The sequence below is a fragment of the Flavobacterium sp. KY-23415 genome, assembly GCF_055384985.1.
Genome location: NZ_AP044001.1, coordinates 860286 through 883011 on the forward strand (window position 1 = coordinate 860286; position 22726 = coordinate 883011).

Consider the following 22726-nt stretch of genomic DNA (forward strand, 5'->3'; position numbering starts at 1 on the left):
TTTCAGCTGTTAGTAACCCGCACAAAAAACGAGCAAAACAGGAATTGGGTAGCTTTCTAAAACAACACTACCAACAAAAGCAAAGAAACGGTTGACTTTGCTTTTGTTTGCTTGAAAATTCAACCATAAAAAAACAGCCACACCCTAAATAAAAGTTTTGACGAACTAGGTGTGACTGTCATTAATTAAATAACAAAATTATGAAAAAATTGAATGTAAATCAAATGGAAGATTTGGTTGGAGGAGTAGGTGGATTTGGCACTGGTCTGAGTTGCACAGTTACTGCATTTGCATTAGGTGCTATTATTGGTGGAGCTACGTTAGGTCTAGGTGCGTTTGCTTTTGCAGTTGCCTCCGCAGGCGTTTGTGGTGGTTCTATTGGTTGGGGATCAGCTTCTGGAAGCTGGTTTTAATTATTAACTTTAATAAATTATAAAATGAAAAAATTAGAAATCAATCAAATGACAGACCTAACAGGAGGAACTGTTAGTCAAGTACTTGGTGGAGTTTGTATAGGCACTGGTCTAGCTAGATTAGCAGGATTTTTCACACCAGCAGCACCTTTAGCAGCTGGAATTACTATAGCATGTGCAGTGAATGCAATCGCTGCTAATCAAGGTTGGTGGTAGAACTTTTATTCTATATGCTTGATTGAAATTATTATCAAGCATATAGAATTCTTTAAAATTTAATTATTATGAAAAACACATTAAAATACATAGCCTTTTTTTTAATACTTATAGATATAATTATTTATTTCTTAGATAACAGTATTACTTCAGCAAGATATTTAACAGTTCTCGCTCTTATAATTATGTTCTATAATGATTTCTTAAGAAAAGAAGAGTAATCAATATAAATTTTCACTATTAATTTAAAAAAACACAAAATGAAAAGAAAATATACCAATCTATTTTTATTACTGATTGTTTTTATAGTAAGTTTTATTGTTTTTTTTAACTTGGCAAAAAACAAATGAATTTAAAATTTTTAAAATTAATAACCCTTAATTTAACTGTCTTTTTTTTAAGTAATAAATTATTATTTAAAGATGAAATTTATTTCAATGATTTTCTGACTGAAGAAAATATATTAAATTTAATAAATTTTCAAAAAAAATGGGAATGGGTATCTTATGCTATAGTTCCCCTTTTATTGCTCCTAAAAACTACTATAGTAGCTAGTGTTCTCTATATTGGTACTTTCTTTTTTAGTAAAATAAAAGTAACTTTTAAACAATTATGGGATGTGGCTATAAAAGCAGAGTTTATTTTTCTAGGCGTTTGGTTTTTAAAAATAATTTGGTTCTGTTTTTTTCAGACTAATTATACCCTAGAAGATTTGCAATATTTCTTCCCACTATCGGCATTGAATATCATAGGATATCAAGATTTAGAGGTCTGGTTTGTTTACCCTTTGCAAACACTCAATTTGTTTGAATTAACCTATTGGCTATTGCTTTCCTACTTTGTAGGCACACTGGCTTTTACAGAAAAAGACAAAGGCAAACCAATGGATCTAGGCTTTAAAATAGTGGTTAGTAGCTATGGTAGTGCTTTGCTTTTGTGGGTGATTGCTGTCATGTTTTTTACATTAAATTATTCATAACCTCATTGTTTTAGTATAATACGCATCGCTCGTTAATCAGAATTTATTTTCAGGTTGCATTATCTAAGATTTAAATAAACATTCCATATTAAAAAACAGAAAGAAGCTTAAATTAATTTAATAACATAACGAAGCAATTGTTTCGTTGTTCCTCCTAGCAAAGACTATGAAATCGCTATTAACAATAAGCTTATTACAAACAAATAACATTCACTGCACAGAAATTGAATTCTATTTAGTGAAGTGAACCCCAATGAAGATAAGGCGATACCATATGACCTATGAAAAACAAATAAATATCTACATGTGAAATGAGGCATAACAAATCATGATACCTTATCGAGATGATAATTGGCGAATTCCATCTGACCTATAAAAAAATTAAACAGATGAAAAAAACACTCAAAATACTAACCCTGTTACTCATAATTAGTGTTACAGGGCTAATGACCTATAAGGTAATAACAAAAATTAACAACAAAAAAGAGATTGCGGCTAACATTAAAAAAATACCGAATTTCTCCTATAAAGACCTGAATAACGAATCCTTTACACGTTCTAATTTAACCCCTAACAAAGCCGTTCTCTTTATCTATTTTAATAGTGATTGCGATTTTTGCAATCATGAAGCCGAAATGATTCAACAAAATATTGACAAATTAAAAACTTTTCAAATTGTCTTTGTTTCGTTTGAAAGTGATGAGAAAATTGTTGCTTTTGCTAATACTTATAATTTACTTGGTTATGATAATATTCATTTTCTATCTGATACGACAAATTCTTTTGCTACTACGTTTGATGTAAATTCTTTACCCTGTTTGGTTCTTTATAACGAAGAACACTTTTTAATTGAAAAAATTAAAGGGCAGGTTAAAATTGAAACAATATTAGCGAAGTTAACCCCTTAACCCTAAAAAGGGAACAATGAAAAGAAAAGCTATGAACAAAAAAGCTATTGAAAAAACACATACACTACAATTAGACCAATCCGATTGTGGGGTAGCTTGTTTACTAAGCATTATAAAACTAAATGGCGGTACAAATGCTATTGAGAAATTACGAGAACTGAGCGGCACAACCAAGCAAGGCACAACACTTTTAGGATTGTATCAGGCTGCCAACAAAATTGGCTTTACAGCCAATGGTTGCCAAGCCGATATTGAGGCATTAATTGCACACAAGCAACCTGTCATTCTACATGTTCTTATTGAAAAGCAATTACAGCACTATGTGGTGTGTTATCAATATGACCAAAACAATGGGTTTCTAATTGGCGATCCTGCAAAAGGAATTGACTATTTATCTCCTGAAGCACTCGAAAAAATTTGGGTATCTAAAAGTTGCTTAACCTTGGAAACAAACAAAAACTTTGTGAAAGCAACATCAGAAAAAAAAGTGCAAAAAAAATGGTTTCTTAACTTGTTAAAAGAAGATTACAAACTGCTTTGGATTTCTGTCTTGTTAGGTGTTTTTGTTGCCAGCTTGGGCTTAGCCATGTCGTTGTTTTCTCAGAAATTGATTGATGATATTTTGCCCTCGGAAAACAAAACAAAATTAATTTCGGGTATTGCTCTGCTAACGCTTTTGCTTTTAGCTAAAGTGGGCATAACAGCTTTGAGAGAATATTTCCTTTTGCAACAATCTAAAGATTTCAACAACCGAATAAACAAACACTTTTTCTCTTCCTTACTACAACTACCCAAACCTTTTTTCGACACTCGAAAAATGGGTGAAATGATAGCCCGTTTGAATGACACACAAAGGGTGCAAAGGGTAATAAAAATGATAGCCAGCAGCCTAATTATTGATGTTTTAGTAACCATCATTTCACTCGTTTTTTTGTTTAGCTATTCTCTAACCATTGGCTTACTAGTTGTTTTAAGTGTACCGCTTTATTATTATATTATTTATAGAAGCAATAAGAAAATAATTAGCTCTCAAAAAGAAGTAATGCAGAGTTATGCCTTTAACGAAGGGAATTATATTGCTACCATTCAAGGCATAGCAACCATAAAAAACGACAACAAACAAGAGGTTTTTAACAAAACTAATGAAAAAGTTTTTGCTCATTTTCAAGAAAAAATATTTAGACTAGGAAAAATAAACATTACACTATCTTGGCAATCTGGCATTGCAAGTGTACTTTTCTTAATTGGAGTTTTAGTCTATACCTCCATTCAGGTTTTTAATAAAGAAATAAAATTAGGAGAATTAATGGCAATCCTTGGCATTGTGGGATCATTAATGCCATCTATTGCCAATTTAGCCCTAATTGCTATCCCCATTAACGAAGCCAAAATTGCTTTTAACAGAATGTATGAGTTCGCTTCTATTGAAAAAGAAAACGAAGAAGGAGTTTCAATTTCCGAAATCAATTCGATTTCCATTCAAAATCTTTCTTTTCGCTTTACAGGGAGAAAAGAACTGTTCAAGCATATTAATTTAGACATTCAAAAAGGAGTGTTTACTGCCATCGTTGGAGAAAGTGGTAGTGGAAAAAGTACTCTAGGACAACTCTTACAACGCTTTTATAATTATGAAAACGGTACTATTATAGTAAACAATCAATACTCGTTACACGAAATAGCATTAAAAGATTACAGGGATTTGATAGGTGTAATTCCGCAAGAGATTACCATTTTTAACGGCAACGTAATTGATAATATTTTACTTGGAGCGACCGCAACCCCAGAAACTATAACTAATTTCCTTACTACTTATGGATTCGAAACCTATTTTAATCAATTACCACAAGGCGTAGCAACAATTCTAGGAGAAGAAGGCATTAATTTAAGTGGAGGACAAAAACAAATTATTGCTTTAGCAAGAGTACTTTATAAAAAACCTCACTTTTTAATCCTTGACGAAGCAACTTCCGCAATGGACAGAAACACAGAAAATTTCACCATGAAGTTAATTGAAAAAATAAAACCGCATTGTGCAATATTCTTCATCTCTCATCGTCTCCACACTTTAAAAAAATATGCAGACAAAATATATGTCTTAAACAACGAAACTATAAGTCATCACGGAAGCCATGATAATCTATTAGAAAGCACTAATTTTTATAGCCAATATTGGGAATTTGTATCCTCTGATTAGTATCCGAAATGTATTTAAAAAAATTCCAAAACAAAAAACTTAAACTTTCAAAAGATATTATAGTCGAGATTCATGAATTCCGACATGCTTTGTTTGCACAAAACCAAAAACCCCTGTAGTTTTGGAATCAGCAATAGAGAAGTATTGGATTGCTGTTTAAGGGCAAACAAAATAGTAAGCGCAATAATTTTCTTCTATTGCTAGAAAAAGAAGAAGTTCATTTGTTTGGTTTTCCCTACTATAGCAACATAGTCAAAATATCAAAATTGCATTGTAAGAGATAATTATAAAAAAGGCTATGTTGTCATATAGGGTTTTAAAAAAATAAGAAAAAATGATTACAACACAAATATTGCAAATTGTATTAATAATCACAGTATTAGTATTGCTCTATTTTTTAGTGAAACTATTTAGAAAAGTTTTACATTTGATAGACAAACACAATAAAGAATGAGAGAAGAAAAAACATCATAAAAAACGGTTCACGATACTTTTTTTGTTCCGCTTTACAGCACAAAAAATACTCGAACTGACGTTTTTAATAACGACATCGAACAGGTAATACAAAGAAAAATAGCAATGACATTTATTTTTCTAAAAAATATAGTTGGCCACTATCGGGATTGTTTCAGCTGTTAGTAACCCGCACAAAAAACGAGCAAAACAGGAATTGGGTAGCTTTCTAAAACAACACTACCAACAAAAGCAAAGAAACGGTTGACTTTGCTTTTGTTTGCTTGAAAATTCAACCATAAAAAAACAGCCACACCCTAATTAAAAGTTTTGACGAACTAGGTGTGACTGCCATTAATTAAATAACAAAAATATGAAAAAATTATTATTTAGTGCTGTTGCACTTGTTGCTTTTTCTTTTGCTGGAATGGCAAATGAAACGGAAGAAAAAACAGTAGAACCTAACAAAGAAAAAAAAGAAATTGTCGATTGTGATCATTGTTACGATTATGCAGACTCTTTAGATGATGGCTCAGACAGATCAAATCAAAAATGGATGAAAAATGTTGATGGCTGTAGAACTTCAAATGGTTGTGAACCAGAATTCGATAAATTAACAAAAATTACTTCTGCATTTTAATCAACATCCAAAAGCTATTGCTAGAACTAATTTCAGTCATTATAACGAAACATTAAACAAATGAAATTTCCAAATCTTTTTATTCTATTATTCAGTTTAACTTGCTTTAGTCAACAAAGCGGTTATATAACTTATAAATCTTTTTATGCAACAACACAAGCAACAGAAGAGCTCAAAGAGAGAAGCAGGATGGAGTATCAGGAAGCTTTAGATGAGGAAATGATGGCAAAAATGCTTCGTTTTAAACTTGAGTTCAATACGGAAGAGTCTTTATTTTATCTTTCAGAAAGCTTAATCTCAGATTATGAAAGCGTAAGTACTAAAAACTATGTTACTGGTGCGTTTTATGGGTATGACAAATTCTATATTAACAGAGAAAAAGACAGCTTAATAGAACAATTATACTATTCCTTTGGTATTCTTTTAAAAAAGAAAAAAGCTAGCTTTATCAATTGGACACTTACATCAGAGAGTAAAGAAATCAATGGTTTTTTGTGCTACAAAGCAACTTACACTTACATTCAAAAATGGAAAGGTCGTGAGTTCCCTTGGCCTGTTATTGCGTGGTATTGTCCAGCAATACCCGTACCCATTGGACCAACTCGATATAGTGGATTGCCTGGATTGATATTAGAACTTCATGAAGACAAACGAGGTTTTGTTGTGGAGAAAATTGAGTTCAAAGACACGCACATAGCTATAAAAGTTCCTGTTGATGGAGAAGAAATAAATGAGAGCGAAATTAAAAAAAGAGACGAAGAATTAAAAAGAGCACTATTAAATCAAGATTAATATTCTTTTAAGCTTAGTCTTGTAAATTAAAAAAACAAAGACAGAGAAACGGTTGACTTTGCTTTTGTTTACTTGAAAATTCAACCATAAAAAAACAGCCACACCTTAAATAAAAGTTTTGACGAACTCGGTGTGACTGTCATTAATTAAATAACAAAAATATGAAAAAATTATTATTTAGTGCTGCTGCACTAGTTGCTTTTTCTTTTGCTGGTATGGCGAATGAAATTAAAGAAACAGAAACAACTAAATCCAATGAAGAAGTGGTAGTTGTAGAAGACGAATGTGTTACTTTTAGTTTTTTAGTTGCGGATTTATTTGAAGCAACTACTGGAATAACTTTATCACCCTTAGCTGCGGGTAATCTTATAATGGATGCCTATGACATATGTGATAAAAATAGATAATTAAATAATGTAGGCGGATTATTTCTGCCTACATTATAAAACAAATAAAACTGCATCTAATATGAAAAATATACTTTTAACTTTTCTATTCCTAACAAGCTTTTGTTTTTCACAAAACTATAAATCTATTCAAGTTGATTATACCGTAATTTTAGAGTCTATTTCAAATGAGAAAACAAAAAGTGATAAAAATAGTTGGCTTTTTGAAGAGATAAATAATACTATAAAAGAAAAGAAATTTATTTTAGAAATAAATTCTGAGGAATTATTATATAGAGAAATTAAGACGCTCGAAGATGACGAAAGAAAAAAGAGCTTTCATAAAATAGCTAATACTATTTATTCAATTGGTGATTATTATTACAACATAAAAAGAAATAAATTATTCTCAATCGCGAATGAAGTAAACATTGTAACTGCAAACGACTACAAATGGGAATTAACAAATGAATCTAAGAAAATCAATAATTACTCCTGTTATAAAGCTATTTGTAATTTCGAATATCTAACTAGAAAAGGAGACACAGCTATAAAAGTAATAACAGCATGGTATACTCCTGAAATAAATTTTAATTATGGGCCAAACGGATATATGGGCTTACCAGGTTTAATATTAGAATTAGATTTTAATAAAACAAAAATTGTAGCAAAAGAAATCCATTTTTTTAAAGAAGACATTAAACTAGAAATTCCAAAAAATAAAGAAGTTACAGAAGAAGATTATCTAAAAAGAATTAAAATAAACTAGCTTACAACAACCCACCAAAATGCACAAATACCTATTCCTACTTTTTCTACTCACTAGCACTGTTTCTCACGCTCAAACCCTAACAGGCACCGTGAAAGACACCTTAGGGAATCCGTTAGCCAATGCCAATGTCATTGCCAAGCCCTTGGTAGAAAAACAAGGCTTAAAATTTGCTATTGCCGATCATTTTGGACGCTACAAATTAGAGCTAGAAAAAGGAGTGCCCTATGACGTTCATGTTTCCTATTTGGGGTATCATGAAGCCGTGTTAACGCTAGCAGCCGACAGCGAACTAAAAGAGCATCATTTTAAACTGAAAGAAACAGGACAACAACTCAACGAAATTGTTATCGATTATGAATACAAACCTATTGTTGTAAAAAAAGACACGCTCATTTATAATGTGCAATCGTTTGCTAATGGTAACGAACGAAAAATGAAAGAAGTGCTTGAAAAATTGCCTGGTGTAGAAGTTGGCAAAGACGGTTCGGTAACTGTGCAAGGAAAAAAAGTAACCCAAATGATGGTGGAGGGAAAATCCTTTTTCGGAGGCGGTTCTAAATTGGCTGTAGAAAATATTCCTGCCGATGCGTTAGACAAAATTGAAGTGATTGACAATTTTAATAAAGTAGGTTTTCTAAAACAAGTATCGGATAGCGATGAACTGGCAATGAATGTGAAGCTGAAAGAAGACAAAAAGAAATTTGTATTTGGCGATCTGGAAGCGGGTGCAGAAGTAGCCAACGACAACGGTTTTCATGTACTGCATACTGCTTTGTTCTATTATAGTCCGAAAACCAATGTGAGTTTCATTGGCGATATTAATAACATTGGCAAACGTACTTTCACATTCGAAGACATGATGCGTTTTCAAGGCGGTGCCAGCAGTTTCATTTCGGGCAGAAAACAACTCACCAACCTTTACAGTTTTGCAACTGGAAACACCGATGTTATTGAAAACAAATCGCAATTTGGAGCTTTCAATTTTCGTCAAGAAATTAATAGCAAATTAGATATTGAAGGCTTTGCTATCTTCTCAAAACTATTTACAGCAACACTGTCTAAAAGTCAAAACGAATATTTGCAAAACAGTAGCTTCACCTTCGAAGACAAAACAAACAAAGGAAACAACAAAAGCATTCTTGGCATTGGGAACCTTAAGCTTAATTATAGCCCAAGCGATCAATCGAGGTGGTTCTACAACGCACAATATCAATTTAGTACTAACGACATTATTTCGCTATTGCTTTCTGTGAGAGACGGACAACAAAACACCTTCGAAAACAGCAACAATGCCGACAATCGTCAGGTGAAACAGTTTTTAGAATGGCACAAACAATATAAAAACAAAAACCACACCACTACTTTTGTCATGAATCAAAGCTATGAAAACAACAAGCCGCAAAACAATTGGTTAACCGATACTGCATTTTTAACGGGACTAATCCCTTTGCAGAATGATAGTTTTTATAGGATTGAACAAATTAAAAAAGTAAAAAACAACAGTATTGATGCCTTGTTCAAACATTATTGGATTTTGAATAATTACAACCATATCTATACCAATATTGGAAACAACTTCGGAACAACCAATTTAGAAATCACCGAAAAGCAATATTTAACCAATGGCACAATAAACGATTTTGCAACTGCTGGTTTTGGCAATGATTTGAACTATTTGCTAAATGATTTTTATATAGGCTTTGAATATAAATTTAAAATTGGAAAATGGATTAACAAACCAGCACTATATACTCATTACTATCATTTGAGAACAAAACAAGTTGCCGAAAATTACACTACCAACAAAACCTATTTTGAACCACAATGGAATAGTGAATATGAATTCAATCAATCGGAAGCATTAAAATTCAACTACAAACTTTCAAACGATTTTCCAGACGCTACAAAACTTTTAGAACGCTATACGCTACAAAGCTATAATTCGGTTTTTAAAGGAAATGCGCTACTAAAAAACGAACGCTTTCACACAGCTAGTTTGCGCTATTCCAAAACAAGTATGTATCGCGGTTTCATGTTGTTTGCGAATTTAAATTACAATAAAAAAATTAGAACCATTCGAAATGTCATCGAATTGGCAGGAATCAATCAATTCACCACCCCAACTATAACCGATAATCCTGAAACCAACTGGCGATTCTATGGAAATCTAAGCAAAAAAATAAACCGAATTAGAATACAACTTAACAGTAACCTAAGCTGGTTTCAGTATATTCAATCCCTAAACGGACAAAGCACTTCAAACAACAGAAACAATCAATCTGTTGGTTTAAAAATACGCACTGCCACCAAAAAGTGGCCAAGCGTTAGCCTTGGTTACGACAAAAGTTTTAGTCAGTTTCATGGGCTAACCAAATCTTCTTTCACAAATGATGTGTTTTCCTTTGATTTGGATATAGATTTCTTGAAACATTTTAATTTCAAAACCGATTATGAAATTACCTTCAATGAAAACAGCAACCATCAAAAAACAAACTACAGAATAGGAAATGCTTCCTTAAGCTATCACAAAAAAGACCATCCGTTTCGCTTTGAACTTTCGGCTCAAAATTATTTAAACAACGGTATAAAAATTAATAATTCTTTTTCCGATTTTTTAATATCTAACAACACAACCTATATTCTTCCTAGAGTGATTCTGCTTACTATTAGTTATAAGTTGTGAGTTGTTTGTATTGCACAAAACGGCTTCTAAACAATAGAGATAGTATAAAAAAAACAAATTCGCTAATTACTAAATCTAAAGTTTATAGTATATTTGAAAGTGTATAAAAAAACAGCATCAAACACCAATCAATGAAAAACATTGCAACGTTAATTGTGCTACTCATAAGTACAATTACTTTTTCTCAGGATAAAGAAACAGGAATAGCATTCATCAATGCGCTATTGGAAAAAAACGATTACACCAAAGCCTATTCCTATTTTGATCAAACAATACAAGCACAAATTTCTGAAACACTGCTCAAAGAAACGATAGAAAAAACAGAAACCCAATTAGGCAAGTTTAAAGCAATTATTGCTATCCAGCAAGAAGAACAAACCTATTATTATTACTCCGAGTTTACCAATATGAAGCTAGACATTGCTATTAGCTTCGGTTCAAACCATAAAATAATAGGCTTCTTTTTTGTAGCCCACAAAGAGCACAACAAAGAAAACACCTTGGGAGAGGCACTAAACATTCAAAGCAATACCATTTCGTTACAAGGAACACTATTACAGCCTGCAAACGACACCCTAAAAAAATTGGTCATTTTTGTTCATGGTTCTGGTCCTAATGATAGAGACGAAACCATTTTTGAAAACAAACCCTTTAAGGATATTGCAGAAAGCCTCTATAAAAAAGGAATAACCTCTTATAGATTTGACAAAAGAAGTTATTCAAACCCAGAAACTTTTAATAATCAAAGCACCATTGATGATGAAGTAACCAACGACATTGTGAACATTATTACCTACTTCAAAGACAATGAAAAATATAAAAACCACGACATTGTGTTGTTAGGCCATAGCCTAGGTGCCTATATGCTACCCAGAATTACTAACCAATCTAACAAAATTTCAAAAATTATTTTACTGGCTGGAAATGCACGCCCACTAGATGAATTAATTATGGAACAGTATGACTACCTTTATGCTTTAGACCCGTCACCTGCACTAAAAGAAGCAAAAGAGAAAATCAAGCAACAAATTAAATTCCTAAACTCAAAATCATTTCAACTAAATACCCCATCAAAAAACCTACCCTTAGATTTATCTGCCTATTATTGGAAATCCATAAAAGACTATGACCCTATTAAAGAAGTTCAAAAAGTAAAAACACCCCTGTTACTACTACAAGGAGAAAGAGACTACCAAGTAACAATGAAAGATTTTCAACTCTGGAAAAAAGCATTACAAAACAACCCGAAAGCGACTTTCAAAAGCTACCCTACATTAAACCATCTCTTCATGACAGGAGGCACTCCGTCTGACCCAAAAGAGTACCAGATTAAAAGTACAGTAAACACAGCAGTCATTACCGACATCTATAATTTTATAAAATAAACCCGCATTAATAGCACTGAATTAAAACTGTTTTCACAAATCCATTAATAACGCAAGCCTGTAGGTTTTAGTATGAAAATTAACTTAATTTTATATTTTTTCCTACAAAAAGTTAAACTTGACTTAAATGCTACTCTTTTGGCACACAATGGCATTTTGTTTGTGTTACTGTTAGTAATATTAATATATAAATTTTTTGTATTATGAGTTACTCAATTAACAGAATAACACAAGTTGCAGATTGCGACGTGTTATTAACATGGGCAGGAAAAGAGAAAGCAGAATTAGAATTCAAAAAGCTTTCGGAAGAGCGTTTAACTACGAAGTATGAAGATACTTCTGTAGAGGTGGAGGCAATATTGCAAGGGGTTATTGCAGAAATAGCCGCAGTAGATAGCATCATAAGTGTGTTGCCTGAAGGTCCCACAAAAGAGGATCAAATTAAAAACAAAAGAAAGTTAGAATATAAAAAATTCTTACTTGAAAATCGTAAAGAAAGCTATGGAGCAGTTGCTTTGTTAGAAAAAGAAGTAGATCTTGGACGTGTTGTAAAAGAACTAGAAGAGATAGACGCTTTCATAACAGCAATTACCAATCACAAAGCGACTTTATAGATGGAATGTTTTAAAAAAGAATAGGTTGTCCTGTAATGGGGCAACCTATTTTGTTTGGGCACTATGCTAAAAAAAAAATATCATTTAGGTATTACAAACAACAACGCAATAATTTTTCAACCAGATAGAAGACACCCAGACGCATAGCAAACTATAACAAGAAAAATGCTTCGCTTTAAGATAGCTTCCAATATTTTTTTTAACGCAATCCATAATCTAACGTGCGTTCGATGTAAACTAATTGGTTTTCTTCCATCACATCGCATGTTTTCAATGTTGCTTGCGGAATTGAAAATGTATCGAGATGTTATAAATATCCTATTAATTAATTTTCGATACATTTTTCACTCCATTTAATTACGTAAAAAAATACTCAAACAGACGAAAACCCTTTATTTATGCTTAATTTACATTTTTTACATCAAACTCATGTTAATCAATATTACTATGTGGTTAGAAGACATTCCAGTGAAAAAAATAATGTCTTACAGCCCATTCAAATTACAACAAATACAAATACGTTTGTATTTTGTACTCTAGTAATCCAATAAAAAAACGCCCCAATTGGAGCGTTTTAATATAAAGTACACTATTCTGATTATTCGAAATCCTTATCCGTTACCCCTTCATTGATTTTAACCTCAGAAGTTGTTAGTTCAATATCCATTCCCATCATTTTAACGATAGTTTTGTATGGAAATTTAACACCTTTAACATCTTTGTAGTCTTCATAATAAGCGGTTTGTGTTATTTTTTGTCCAGCTTGCTCAATTTCAACAGCTTGCCCTACTTTAAATCCAGATTTTGCATTATAAAAATAAGTTATTGGACCTCTTTTTATTACATATGCATCTTCACCATTAATAGTTTCTATTCCCGAAATCACAATTTCTTTATTATTTAATAAAGAAAGTTCTGGGAACATCTCCTCTGAATCTCTAAAAACAACAGCTTGTTCTTCTGTAAGTACTTGCTTTTGCCCTTGAACTAAAACATATCCTGCTTTGTCATTAATCACTGTCTTCATTGCAGTAGCACCCATTGCTGTAATTTCAGACGAATTTTTGTTTTTTGCGTGTTTATCTGTTCTAGTAACACTCATTCCCTGAATTGTTGCATTAGCAATTACAGTAAAAGTATTTACATCTTTCAGCGCTTTTTCTCCACCAATTAAATCAATATGCTTCTTTAATACCGATTGTGCAGTTACACCCGCTGGAATTTCTTTTTTAACTTCTGGCTTCTCAGCTTTGTTTCCAAATTTGTCAAAATAGAAAATTGGCATTTTCTCTTTTTTACTCATTACCTCTAATGATGGTAATACTTCAGCAGCTTTCCCCACAATAACCACTCTAGAGTTGTCTGCTAGGAAATATTTGTTGGCAGCATTTCTAATATCTTCTGCAGTTACTGCATTGATGTTTTTGATATAGTTTTCATAAAAATCGTCTGGTAAACTTTGTGTTTCTTTGTTTAATGCATAACGTGCTACAGTAGCAGGTTTTTCAATTTGCATCACGAAGTTACCAACATATTTAGCTTTTGCGTTTCTTAATTCTTCCTCAGAAACTAAGTCTTTTCTAATTTTTTTCAGTTCGTTGAAAATTTCAACAACCGCACTATCTGTAACGGCATTTCTTACTGCTGCTCCAGAACGGAATTTGTTAATATATTTTCCAGAACCTAAAGAAGAATATGATCCATATGTCCATCCGTGAGCTTCACGCAAGTTTAAGAACAATCTTCCTTCTCCACCACCACCAAGAATTTGGTTAGCAAGGATAGCTGCAAAATAATCTTTATCGGTCATTTTCAATTTAGAAAGATTCACAACAGCAATTTCAGATTGCACTGCGTTCGGAACATCTATAAAGTTTATTTGACTGTATTGCACGTCAATTGGATTAGAGTAAGTAAGTTGTGGAGCAGTTGCTTTTTTCCATTTTCCAAACAATTTCTCAACTTCTTTTTTTGTTTTTTTGAAGTCAACATCCCCAACAATTACTAAGTAAGCATTTCCAGGAACGAAATAGGTATTATAGTTTAACTTCACATCGTCTAAAGTAACATTCTTTAATGTTTCTTCACTTGTGAACTCACCATTATAGTGCTCTTTCCCATAAGTAAGTACACCTTCAACTCTACGTGCAATTGCAGTTGCACTTTTCTCATCGGCTTTCAAACCTTCAATAGCTTTAGCCACTTCTTTGTCGAATTCTTCTTGCACAAAGATTGGGTTCAATGCACCGTCTGCCATTAATTCTAATAAACGACTAGAATATCTTGAAAGTCCGTTTGCAGAAGCTCCACTTGACCAAAAGTTAATGTTCGCCCCTAAAAAATCGATTTCTTCATTGAACTTGTCTTTAGATACAGTTTCTGTTCCGTTTCCAATCATCGCACTTAAAATGTCTGATACTCCTTTTTTCGCACCTTCTGCATAAGGAGGATTATCCATTGTTAAAGTATAAGAAACACGAGGTAGTTTATGGTTTTCTACAATTAAAACTTTTAAACCATTTTTCAGTGTGAAACTTTCTGGTTTTTTTATGTTTATTGAGGGAGCAGGCCCTGGTTTTGGTTGTGGTCTGTCTTGTGCGTGCATTGTTATTGTTAAAAATAAACTAGCGGCTATATATACAAATTTTTTCATCTTCAATCTTAGTTTTGAGTTTTGTCTTTAGCTGGAATATAATCCAAAATCATTCTTTGGTTAGATTTTAGGTATTTATTTGCCACTTCTTTTATTTCCTCTCTAGTAATAGAACGGTAAATGTCGATTTCGGTGTTAATCAAATTAATGTCACCATATAATAGGTAATACGTTGCTAAATTATCTGCAATACCTTCAACACTAGCGTTACTGTTTACATATTGATTTTCAAATTTGTTTTGCAATTTTTGATAATCATTTTCAGAAATTAACTCCGTTTGTATTTTCACAATCTCTTCATCAATTTCTTTGATTAAATCATCTGCAGTTTTGCCTTGCATTGGAATTCCATAAATTAAATACATTCCATAGTCTTCTTGACTATTGTTAAAAGCACCAATTTGTAATGCCATTTTTTTGTCGTCAACTATTTTTTTGTAAAGTTTAGAACTTTTTCCATCAGACAAATAAGAAGAAATCATGTCTAAAACTCTAGCATCTCTAGTTTTCATAGAAGGCGTTCTATAGTTCGCAACAACCATTGGCAATTGAACGTTTGGATCTTCCCAAGTTGTTCTAAATTCTTTGGTGATTGGTTCTTCTGTAAACGTTTTGCGCTCTATTGCAGGTCCTTTTTTAATTGGCCCAAAATATTGCTCAATCCATTTTTTAGCATCTCCTTTTTCAAACTGTCCCGCCACTACCAATACTGCATTGTTTGGGATGTAGAATTTTTTATTGAAAGCTTGAAACTCTTCTAATGTTGCAGCATCTAAATGTTCCATTTCTCCAATAGTCGTCCAACGATAAGGGTGCACTTTAAACATGTTTTGTTTTACTGCTTTGAAGATGTTTCCGTAAGGTTGGTTATCTACTCTTAAACGTTTTTCTTCTTTTACTACTTCGTTTTGCGTGTCCACACCAATTTGGTTAATTACAGGATGCATTAATCTTTCCGATTCCATCCATAACGCTAATTCCAAATTATTAGAAGGGAAAACCTCATAATAATAGGTTCTGTCATCTGTAGTATTGGCATTATTATTCCCTCCATTGGCTGTTACCAATTTAAACCATTCTCCACGCTCAATATTTTTTGTACCTTCAAACAAAAGGTGTTCAAAAAAGTGAGCAAAACCGGTTCTGTTTGGTTGTTCGTCTTTTGCTCCCACATGATACATTACCGAAGTGATTACTACAGGAGCTGAATTATCTTGATGTAGCACAACATGTAGTCCATTTGCTAAATCATATTCTTCAAATGTTACTTTTTGGGCATAAGTTGCTCCACCTATCAAAAGGGCTGTACTTAAGGCCATTAAAGATTTTTTCATAAGTTAATATTTGAGTTATTGTCTAAATTAGACGCAATTTCTAAATTTTGTTACAAATTGTTCTTACTTTTTTGTTATTTTTTTGATAGAAATTGAAAAAAACATTTTTTTATTATGCATTTTAACGAGGAGCTGTTGCTTGATTCATAAAATGTTGTATATTTGCACACTTGAAAAATTAACTAAATTCATATTCGTATGTATGCAATCGTAGAGATAGCAGGGCAACAATTTAAAGTAAGCAAAGACCAAAAGGTTTATGTACACCGTTTAGCAGAAGAAGAAGGAAATGCAATTTCTTTCGACAAAGTTCTTTTGTTAGATGACAATGGTACTGTAACTCTAGGCGCCCCAGCTATAGATGGAGCTTCTGTTGAAGCAAAAGTCTTAAAACACCTTAAAGGTGACAAAGTAATCGTTTTCAAAAAGAAAAGAAGAAAAGGTTACAAAAAGAAAAATGGTCATAGACAATCTTTGACTCAAATTATCATTGAAGGAATTGTAGCTTCTGGTGCACCAAAAAAAGCGGCAGCTCCTAAAAAAGAAGCAGCTCCAAAAGCAGAAAAAGCAGCTCCAAAAGCTAAAGCTTCTAAAAAAGGTGATGATTTAAAGAAAATTGAAGGAATTGGACCTAAAGCTGCTGAGGCTTTAGTTGCTGCTGGAATTGATACTTTTGCTAAATTAGCTGCTGCTAGTGCTGCATCTGTAAAAGAAATTTTAGAAGCATCAACTTCAAAACTTTCTCATTTAGATCCTACTACTTGGGCACAACAATCTCAATTAGCAGCTGATGAAAAATGGGATGAATTACAAAAATTACAAGATGAATTAAACGGTGGTAAAGCTGTTTAATTATTAATATTAACAATTAAAACTTAAAACGTCATGGCTCACAAGAAAGGTGTCGGTAGTTCTAAGAATGGTAGAGAATCAGAATCGAAACGTTTAGGCGTTAAGATTTATGGTGGTCAAGCTGCAATTGCTGGAAACATCATTATTAGACAAAGAGGTTCTAAACACAATCCAGGTGAAAATGTTTACATGGGTAAAGATCATACTTTACATGCTAAAGTTGACGGTGTTGTAAAATTCCAAAAGAAAAAAGATAATAAATCTTATGTTTCAGTAGTTCCATTTGAAGCTTAATATTTAAACAAGATATATTATTTAAAGCCAGCATAACTGCTGGCTTTTTCTTTTTATATTTTATAGCTAATATTGAATTTATTAAGCGACATTATTACATTTAAAAGGGCATTTGTTCATCTTACTATCTAAGAAATTGAAAATACATTACGAAAAACCATTTGTGCTCTAGAATGAGAAATATGTTCAATCTAATTAGTTTTGTGCACTACGATTTGAATAAAAGGAAATAGTTTTTATATTAGGATTAAAAACTTAACTTTAACATTGATTTATTTATCTGAAAAAAATGAGAACTATTTTCTATATAACCATTATTATTAGTATATTTTTTCATTCTCATATATTTAGTCAAAACAGAAACACTTCTAATAAAAAGGAATTTACTGAAATTGAAAAACTAATTGCAAAAGCTAAAGAAATTCAAAAGACTAATTTTATTAAATATGAGAATCTTATAAACAGAATAGATAGTCTATCGCATAAATTTGATTATAAACAAGGTAGTTTAATTGTTTTAACACTTAAAACTCATTCTTACATTCATAATGGAAAATATAATGATGCTGAAAGATTAATTAATCTTTTTTTTAAGTCAAATGAAAAACTAAGTGTAGAGTATATACAAGAAATGCTTTATTACAAATCACTGCTATATTATTTTAAAAGTGATTTATTAAATGCTAAATTATACGCTCACAGATACATTGAAAGATTTAAAAAACATAAACCAACTCTATTAACAGGACTATTAAACAACCTGCTAGCAGCAATATATTTTAAGGAAGATGATTATGAACAAGCAATAAAATATTGTTTAGAAGCGAGTAAAAACTTTGACAACACTAATTCTAAAAGATACTTACTTAATACATATTCTGAAATAGCTTTTATATACTTACAGCTTAACAATTATGATTTAGCCTTAAAATATGCTAATCTTTCGATAAATAAGAAAGAATTAGCATACATGAATGACCCTCAATCAATTGCAATTTTAAAGTCTAATGCCTCTCATATTTATTTATATAATGATATTGATAAAGCAGAAAAATTGTTAAAAGAATCTAACCTAATTTTTGATACGGAAAATAACATTATTTATAAACTATATAATAAAAATCGCGAAGCCAATATATACTATTTCAAAAATGAGTTTGCCAAAACCATAACGATATCAAAAAAAATCATAAATAATCCAAACAAAAACCCTGAAATTGATGTGATTGCCAATTATAATTTGGGAAAATCTCTTTTAAAATTAAAGAAATATAAAGAAGCATTACCTTATCTCAAAATCGCCAGTGACAACCTAACTAAAGGTAGTATTTTTGAAATTAATAAAGATAACGCTTTAAAAGAATATGCATTATGCAATCAATTAACTGGAGATTCTATTAACTATTTAAAATCTAAAGTTAAATATTTAGAATTTAAAAACAGAAAAAAAGAATTGAGTAGTTTAAATGAATTAAACAATTTTAATGAATATAGAAATAACATAAAAATTAAAGAATTAGAAAAAGAAAAAATTTTAAAAGAAATAAAAATTAGAAATAGAAATTTAATAATAATTATAAATATCATACTAGCAACTTTTCTATTTATAATAATATTAATTTTAATATTTAATAATAAAAAGAAGAACAAACTAAATCATAAAATATCAGTTAATAATAAAAAACTCTTAGAAACACAGGTTTATCAAAGAAGATTAATAAAAGAAAAAAACATATTATTAAAAGAAATTCATCATAGGGTTAAAAATAATTTACAGTTAGTAGCCAGTTTATTGAATTTGCAATTCAATACTGAAACAAGTGATTTGAACGAAGTTCTTGAAAAATCTCAATCAAGAATTGCCTCTATGGCATTGATACATGAAAATTTATACAAATCTAAAAATGTTGACACAATAAATTTTAATTCCTATTGTGAAGAATTAATAAATAATATAAAAAACTTATATCAAATTGATCATAAAACTATTATTCAGTATAATTTTATAGATATAGAGTTTGATATTGATACAATAATACCATTAGGTTTAATTTTAAATGAATTAATAACCAATATTTTTAAACATGCATTTCCAGAAAACAAAAAAGGAATTATCAATATTGAAATTGAAAAAATTAATACTAAAAATTTTAAATTAATCATTAAAGATAATGGTGTTGGTTTCAAAATTAAGGAAAAGTCTACTACGCTAGGAATGCAATTAGTAACGGTTTTAACAAATCAATTAAATGGTATTATGGATATAAATTCTACAAATGAAGGAACAACAATAACTATAGAATTTAGCGAAATTTAAATTATGAAAAAAATTTTAATTGTAGAAGATGAACTTATAATTGCTTTAGATATTAAAAATATACTTATAAAAGAAGGGTATGAAGTAATATTTAACATCATAACCTATGAACAAGCAATAGAAGCTATTAATCAAAACAATCCAGATTTAGCACTGATAGATATCAGATTAAAAAGTGAAAAAGACGGTATTGCTGTTGGACAATATTTAGACAAAAAACACAGTCATATACCTTATATATATATAACTTCTTATACTGATGAACAAACATTAAACAACTTAAAAAAGCATACCACTCCATCAGGTTTCATAGTAAAGCCTTTTACACCTATAAACTTAAAAACTACAATAGAGATTGTTCTTAATAATATTGAGAAAACAAAAAGTACAAGTTTCGATGAAATCCCTTTACAGTTAAAAAAAGTAGTAGAATATATTAATACCAATATTACCCAAAAAATTGAAGTTACCGACTTATATCAATTAACATCTTGGAATCAGCAAAGTTTTGCTATACACTTTAAAAATTATTTAAAGACAACACCTTATCAATTTGTCATTAAATCAAAAATTAATTACGCAAAAGAAATACTTCTCAATGAAGATATAAAACTTAAAGATCTAGCCTTTGATTTAGGTTTTATAAGCTATTCAAATTTTTACAATGCCTTTTTAAAATACACAAATGAAACACCTGAAAATTATATTATAAAAAATAAAAAATAAAATTTTCGAAAGGTTTATATAAAAATCAAAATCGATAAGACTATTTGCAAAAGTAATTTTGTATTACTGTTTTAACCTATTGATTTTGAAAGAAATAATACTAATTTTAATTTGTGTTTCATCTACCTATGCTCAAGTAGGTATTTTTAATACAACCCCTCAAGCTGAGCTAGATGTCTCATCTACGCAATATGGAATTGTTTTTCCACAAATACCATTAATTTCGGTTAATCAAGAAAGCCCTGTTATCAATCCTCAAAACAACCCACTTATTGATGGCACATTAGTCTTTAACACTACAGTTACTAGTGAATTATCTAAAGGTTTTTATTATTGGAACACCTCTATTTGGTCAACTTTTGGTTCTTCAAATACAAATTGGGCATTATCTGGAAATTTAAATACTACACCAATAAATAATTTTATTGGTACAAAAACCAACCAAAGTTTTTTTTTAAAAACCAATAATACTGAAAGATTAGCAATTTCAGAAAATGGAAATATAAGAATAGCATCAAGCACATTTTCAAGTAAATTAAACATTGATAGTAATATAGCTAATAATTCAGGGTTAAAATTTACTCATTTAACAGCTACATCACCTTCTTCAGTTGGAAAAAAAATTGGGATAGATAATCTTGGGAACGTTATATTATTAAAAGATATAGATATAATTCCCACCAATCAATACCCTTTTAATTCGTTTTTAGTAAATGATTTAGATTACACAGAAATTATTGGCTCTAATAAAGATTTTAGTATACCAACTCACTCAAAAATTACATTTATAAATGTCAATGCAGGATTAGATTTTTATAATGTTCCTAATAATAGTGGAAATGGATATTATGAAATTAGACTATTCCTTGATGGTAATCCCACAGAAGTGTTCATGGTTCAGCAAGAAAAAAACATTGGAACCTCAATGAGTACTCTATTAAAAGGAACTTTTAATTTATCTACTGGTAATCATATTATATCTCTTAAAATGAAACGTATAGCTAACAACGGGACTACTTCTGGCTCGAATTTACTTGTAAATCTTATTTCTTATAACTCAAATATATTTTATATAAATTAAAGACAATGAATAAAATTTTGTTATTAACCACCCTATTAATAGTACAATTAGTAAGTGCCCAAGTCGGTATTGGTACTACGTCACCCAGAGGTGCTTTGGAAATTTTTTCAAACAACAAAGGGGTGCTTCCTCCTCGTGTCGCATTAACCTCATTAAATACTTCGTCACCTATAATTAATCCGCAAGGCGGCAATTTAGCAGATGGGACATTAATTTATAACACTGCGAATACTTCATCATTTTCCCCAGGATTTTATTATTGGGAAAATAATAGATGGGTTAATGTTACTTCATCGTCAAATTCATGGTCTTTAAGAGGTAATTCAAATATTAATGAAAATAACGATTTTTTAGGAACTTCAGACAATAGTGATCTCGTTGTAAAAACAAATAACATTGAAAGACTGAGAATAAAAAGCAATGGAAACATTGGTATTGGAACAAGTAACCCTACAGCAAAAGTTGAAATTAACAGTGAAACACCAAATGTATCTGGACTAAAATTTTCAAATGTAAATTCAACATCCCCAACAAGCATTGGACAACCTTTGGGAGTTGATAACGCTGGAAATGTAATTGTTACAAATAATACTAGCGTTTATACCTTCAATAACGGTTCAATTAATTTATCTGGATTTTTTAATGTTAATGATTTAGATTATTCTACAGCTACAAATTCAGATAGAACTATAAACATTACCTCTTCAACAAAAACCGCATTTATAAATTATATGATAGGTTTTGATTTAGTTGGTACTCCAGCAACTGGAAGTGGTAGTGCATACTATGAAATCAGATTATTCATTGATGGTTTAGCTACGAATAATTATGTAATCCTTCAAGAAATTGGATCTGGAACTTCAATGTCTGCAACAATAAGTGCAATTGAAAATCTTTCCATTGGTAGTCATTTATTAGAAATAAAATTAAAAAGAGTACAAAATATTGGAACATGGTCTGGTGCTAATCAACAATTTAGACCTATATCTGTTTCCTTTAATGTTGCATATATACAATAAATAATTGGTGAATTT

At 30.8% G+C, this 22726-nt stretch carries 20 protein-coding genes; 18 read left to right on the forward strand and 2 right to left on the reverse strand.

Translation table 11 applies throughout. From position 1 onward, the window contains the following. Nucleotides 1-200: 200 nt before the first annotated feature. From ACZ49Z_RS04135 to ACZ49Z_RS04190, 12 genes are all read left to right on the forward strand, one after another. Nucleotides 201-413 (forward strand): hypothetical protein, encoded by a 213-nt coding sequence (locus ACZ49Z_RS04135; protein WP_464306930.1) that lies wholly within the window; start codon nucleotides 201-203, stop codon nucleotides 411-413. A 24-nt stretch (nucleotides 414-437) separates the two neighbouring features. Continuing rightward, nucleotides 438-629 (forward strand): hypothetical protein, encoded by a 192-nt coding sequence (locus ACZ49Z_RS04140; RefSeq protein ID WP_464306931.1) that lies wholly within the window; start codon nucleotides 438-440, stop codon nucleotides 627-629. A 346-nt stretch (nucleotides 630-975) separates the two neighbouring features. Then, entirely contained in the window at nucleotides 976-1608 is a 633-nt protein-coding gene (locus tag ACZ49Z_RS04145) for a hypothetical protein (protein ID WP_464306932.1), read from the forward strand. Between the two features lie 389 nt (nucleotides 1609-1997). Further along, on the forward strand, nucleotides 1998-2516 hold the full coding sequence (locus ACZ49Z_RS04150; protein WP_464306933.1) for a peroxiredoxin family protein: 519 nt from the start codon (nucleotides 1998-2000) through the stop codon (nucleotides 2514-2516). Nucleotides 2517-2532: 16 nt separating this feature from the next. Then, entirely contained in the window at nucleotides 2533-4710 is a 2178-nt protein-coding gene (locus ACZ49Z_RS04155; RefSeq protein WP_464306934.1) for a peptidase domain-containing ABC transporter, read from the forward strand. A gap of 826 nt (nucleotides 4711-5536) precedes the next feature. Beyond that, nucleotides 5537-5803, forward strand: coding sequence for a hypothetical protein (locus ACZ49Z_RS04160; protein WP_464306935.1), 267 nt, complete (start codon nucleotides 5537-5539; stop codon nucleotides 5801-5803). A 60-nt stretch (nucleotides 5804-5863) separates the two neighbouring features. Further along, a complete protein-coding gene (locus ACZ49Z_RS04165; RefSeq protein WP_464306936.1) occupies nucleotides 5864-6595 on the forward strand; it encodes a GLPGLI family protein in 732 nt (243 codons plus the stop codon). Between the two features lie 161 nt (nucleotides 6596-6756). Beyond that, complete coding sequence (locus ACZ49Z_RS04170) at nucleotides 6757-7002, forward strand: hypothetical protein (protein WP_464306937.1); 246 nt, start codon at nucleotides 6757-6759, stop codon at nucleotides 7000-7002. A 61-nt stretch (nucleotides 7003-7063) separates the two neighbouring features. Continuing rightward, entirely contained in the window at nucleotides 7064-7750 is a 687-nt protein-coding gene (locus ACZ49Z_RS04175; protein ID WP_464306938.1) for a GLPGLI family protein, read from the forward strand. Between the two features lie 19 nt (nucleotides 7751-7769). Further along, nucleotides 7770-10436 (forward strand): carboxypeptidase-like regulatory domain-containing protein, encoded by a 2667-nt coding sequence (locus ACZ49Z_RS04180; RefSeq protein ID WP_464306939.1) that lies wholly within the window; start codon nucleotides 7770-7772, stop codon nucleotides 10434-10436. Between the two features lie 131 nt (nucleotides 10437-10567). Further along, entirely contained in the window at nucleotides 10568-11821 is a 1254-nt protein-coding gene (locus tag ACZ49Z_RS04185; protein WP_464306940.1) for an alpha/beta hydrolase, read from the forward strand. 203 nt (nucleotides 11822-12024) lie between these two features. Next, nucleotides 12025-12435: a hypothetical protein gene (locus tag ACZ49Z_RS04190; protein ID WP_464306941.1), complete on the forward strand. Its 411-nt coding sequence runs from the start codon at nucleotides 12025-12027 to the stop codon at nucleotides 12433-12435. 598 nt (nucleotides 12436-13033) lie between these two features. On the opposite strand, the gene ACZ49Z_RS04195 is transcribed toward ACZ49Z_RS04190, so the two are convergent. Then, nucleotides 13034-15088, reverse strand: coding sequence for a M16 family metallopeptidase (locus tag ACZ49Z_RS04195; RefSeq protein ID WP_464306942.1), 2055 nt, complete (start codon nucleotides 15086-15088; stop codon nucleotides 13034-13036). A gap of 8 nt (nucleotides 15089-15096) precedes the next feature. After that, nucleotides 15097-16422: a M16 family metallopeptidase gene (locus tag ACZ49Z_RS04200; protein WP_464306943.1), complete on the reverse strand. Its 1326-nt coding sequence runs from the start codon at nucleotides 16420-16422 to the stop codon at nucleotides 15097-15099. A 198-nt stretch (nucleotides 16423-16620) separates the two neighbouring features. On the opposite strand from ACZ49Z_RS04200, the gene rplU reads away from it, so the two are divergent. From rplU to ACZ49Z_RS04230, 6 genes are all read left to right on the forward strand, one after another. Then, complete coding sequence (rplU, locus tag ACZ49Z_RS04205; protein ID WP_464306944.1) at nucleotides 16621-17274, forward strand: 50S ribosomal protein L21; 654 nt, start codon at nucleotides 16621-16623, stop codon at nucleotides 17272-17274. Between the two features lie 33 nt (nucleotides 17275-17307). Continuing rightward, the gene (gene rpmA, locus ACZ49Z_RS04210; protein WP_464306945.1) at nucleotides 17308-17568 is read left to right on the forward strand and encodes a 50S ribosomal protein L27; all 261 of its coding nucleotides are present in this window, start codon (nucleotides 17308-17310) and stop codon (nucleotides 17566-17568) included. A 289-nt stretch (nucleotides 17569-17857) separates the two neighbouring features. Next, nucleotides 17858-19885 (forward strand): tetratricopeptide repeat-containing sensor histidine kinase, encoded by a 2028-nt coding sequence (locus tag ACZ49Z_RS04215; RefSeq protein WP_464306946.1) that lies wholly within the window; start codon nucleotides 17858-17860, stop codon nucleotides 19883-19885. 3 nt (nucleotides 19886-19888) lie between these two features. Then, on the forward strand, nucleotides 19889-20611 hold the full coding sequence (locus tag ACZ49Z_RS04220) for a response regulator (protein WP_464306947.1): 723 nt from the start codon (nucleotides 19889-19891) through the stop codon (nucleotides 20609-20611). Between the two features lie 85 nt (nucleotides 20612-20696). Beyond that, the gene (locus ACZ49Z_RS04225) at nucleotides 20697-21692 is read left to right on the forward strand and encodes a hypothetical protein (protein ID WP_464306948.1); all 996 of its coding nucleotides are present in this window, start codon (nucleotides 20697-20699) and stop codon (nucleotides 21690-21692) included. A 5-nt stretch (nucleotides 21693-21697) separates the two neighbouring features. Then, nucleotides 21698-22711, forward strand: coding sequence for a hypothetical protein (locus tag ACZ49Z_RS04230; RefSeq protein WP_464306949.1), 1014 nt, complete (start codon nucleotides 21698-21700; stop codon nucleotides 22709-22711). Nucleotides 22712-22726 lie beyond the last annotated feature (15 nt).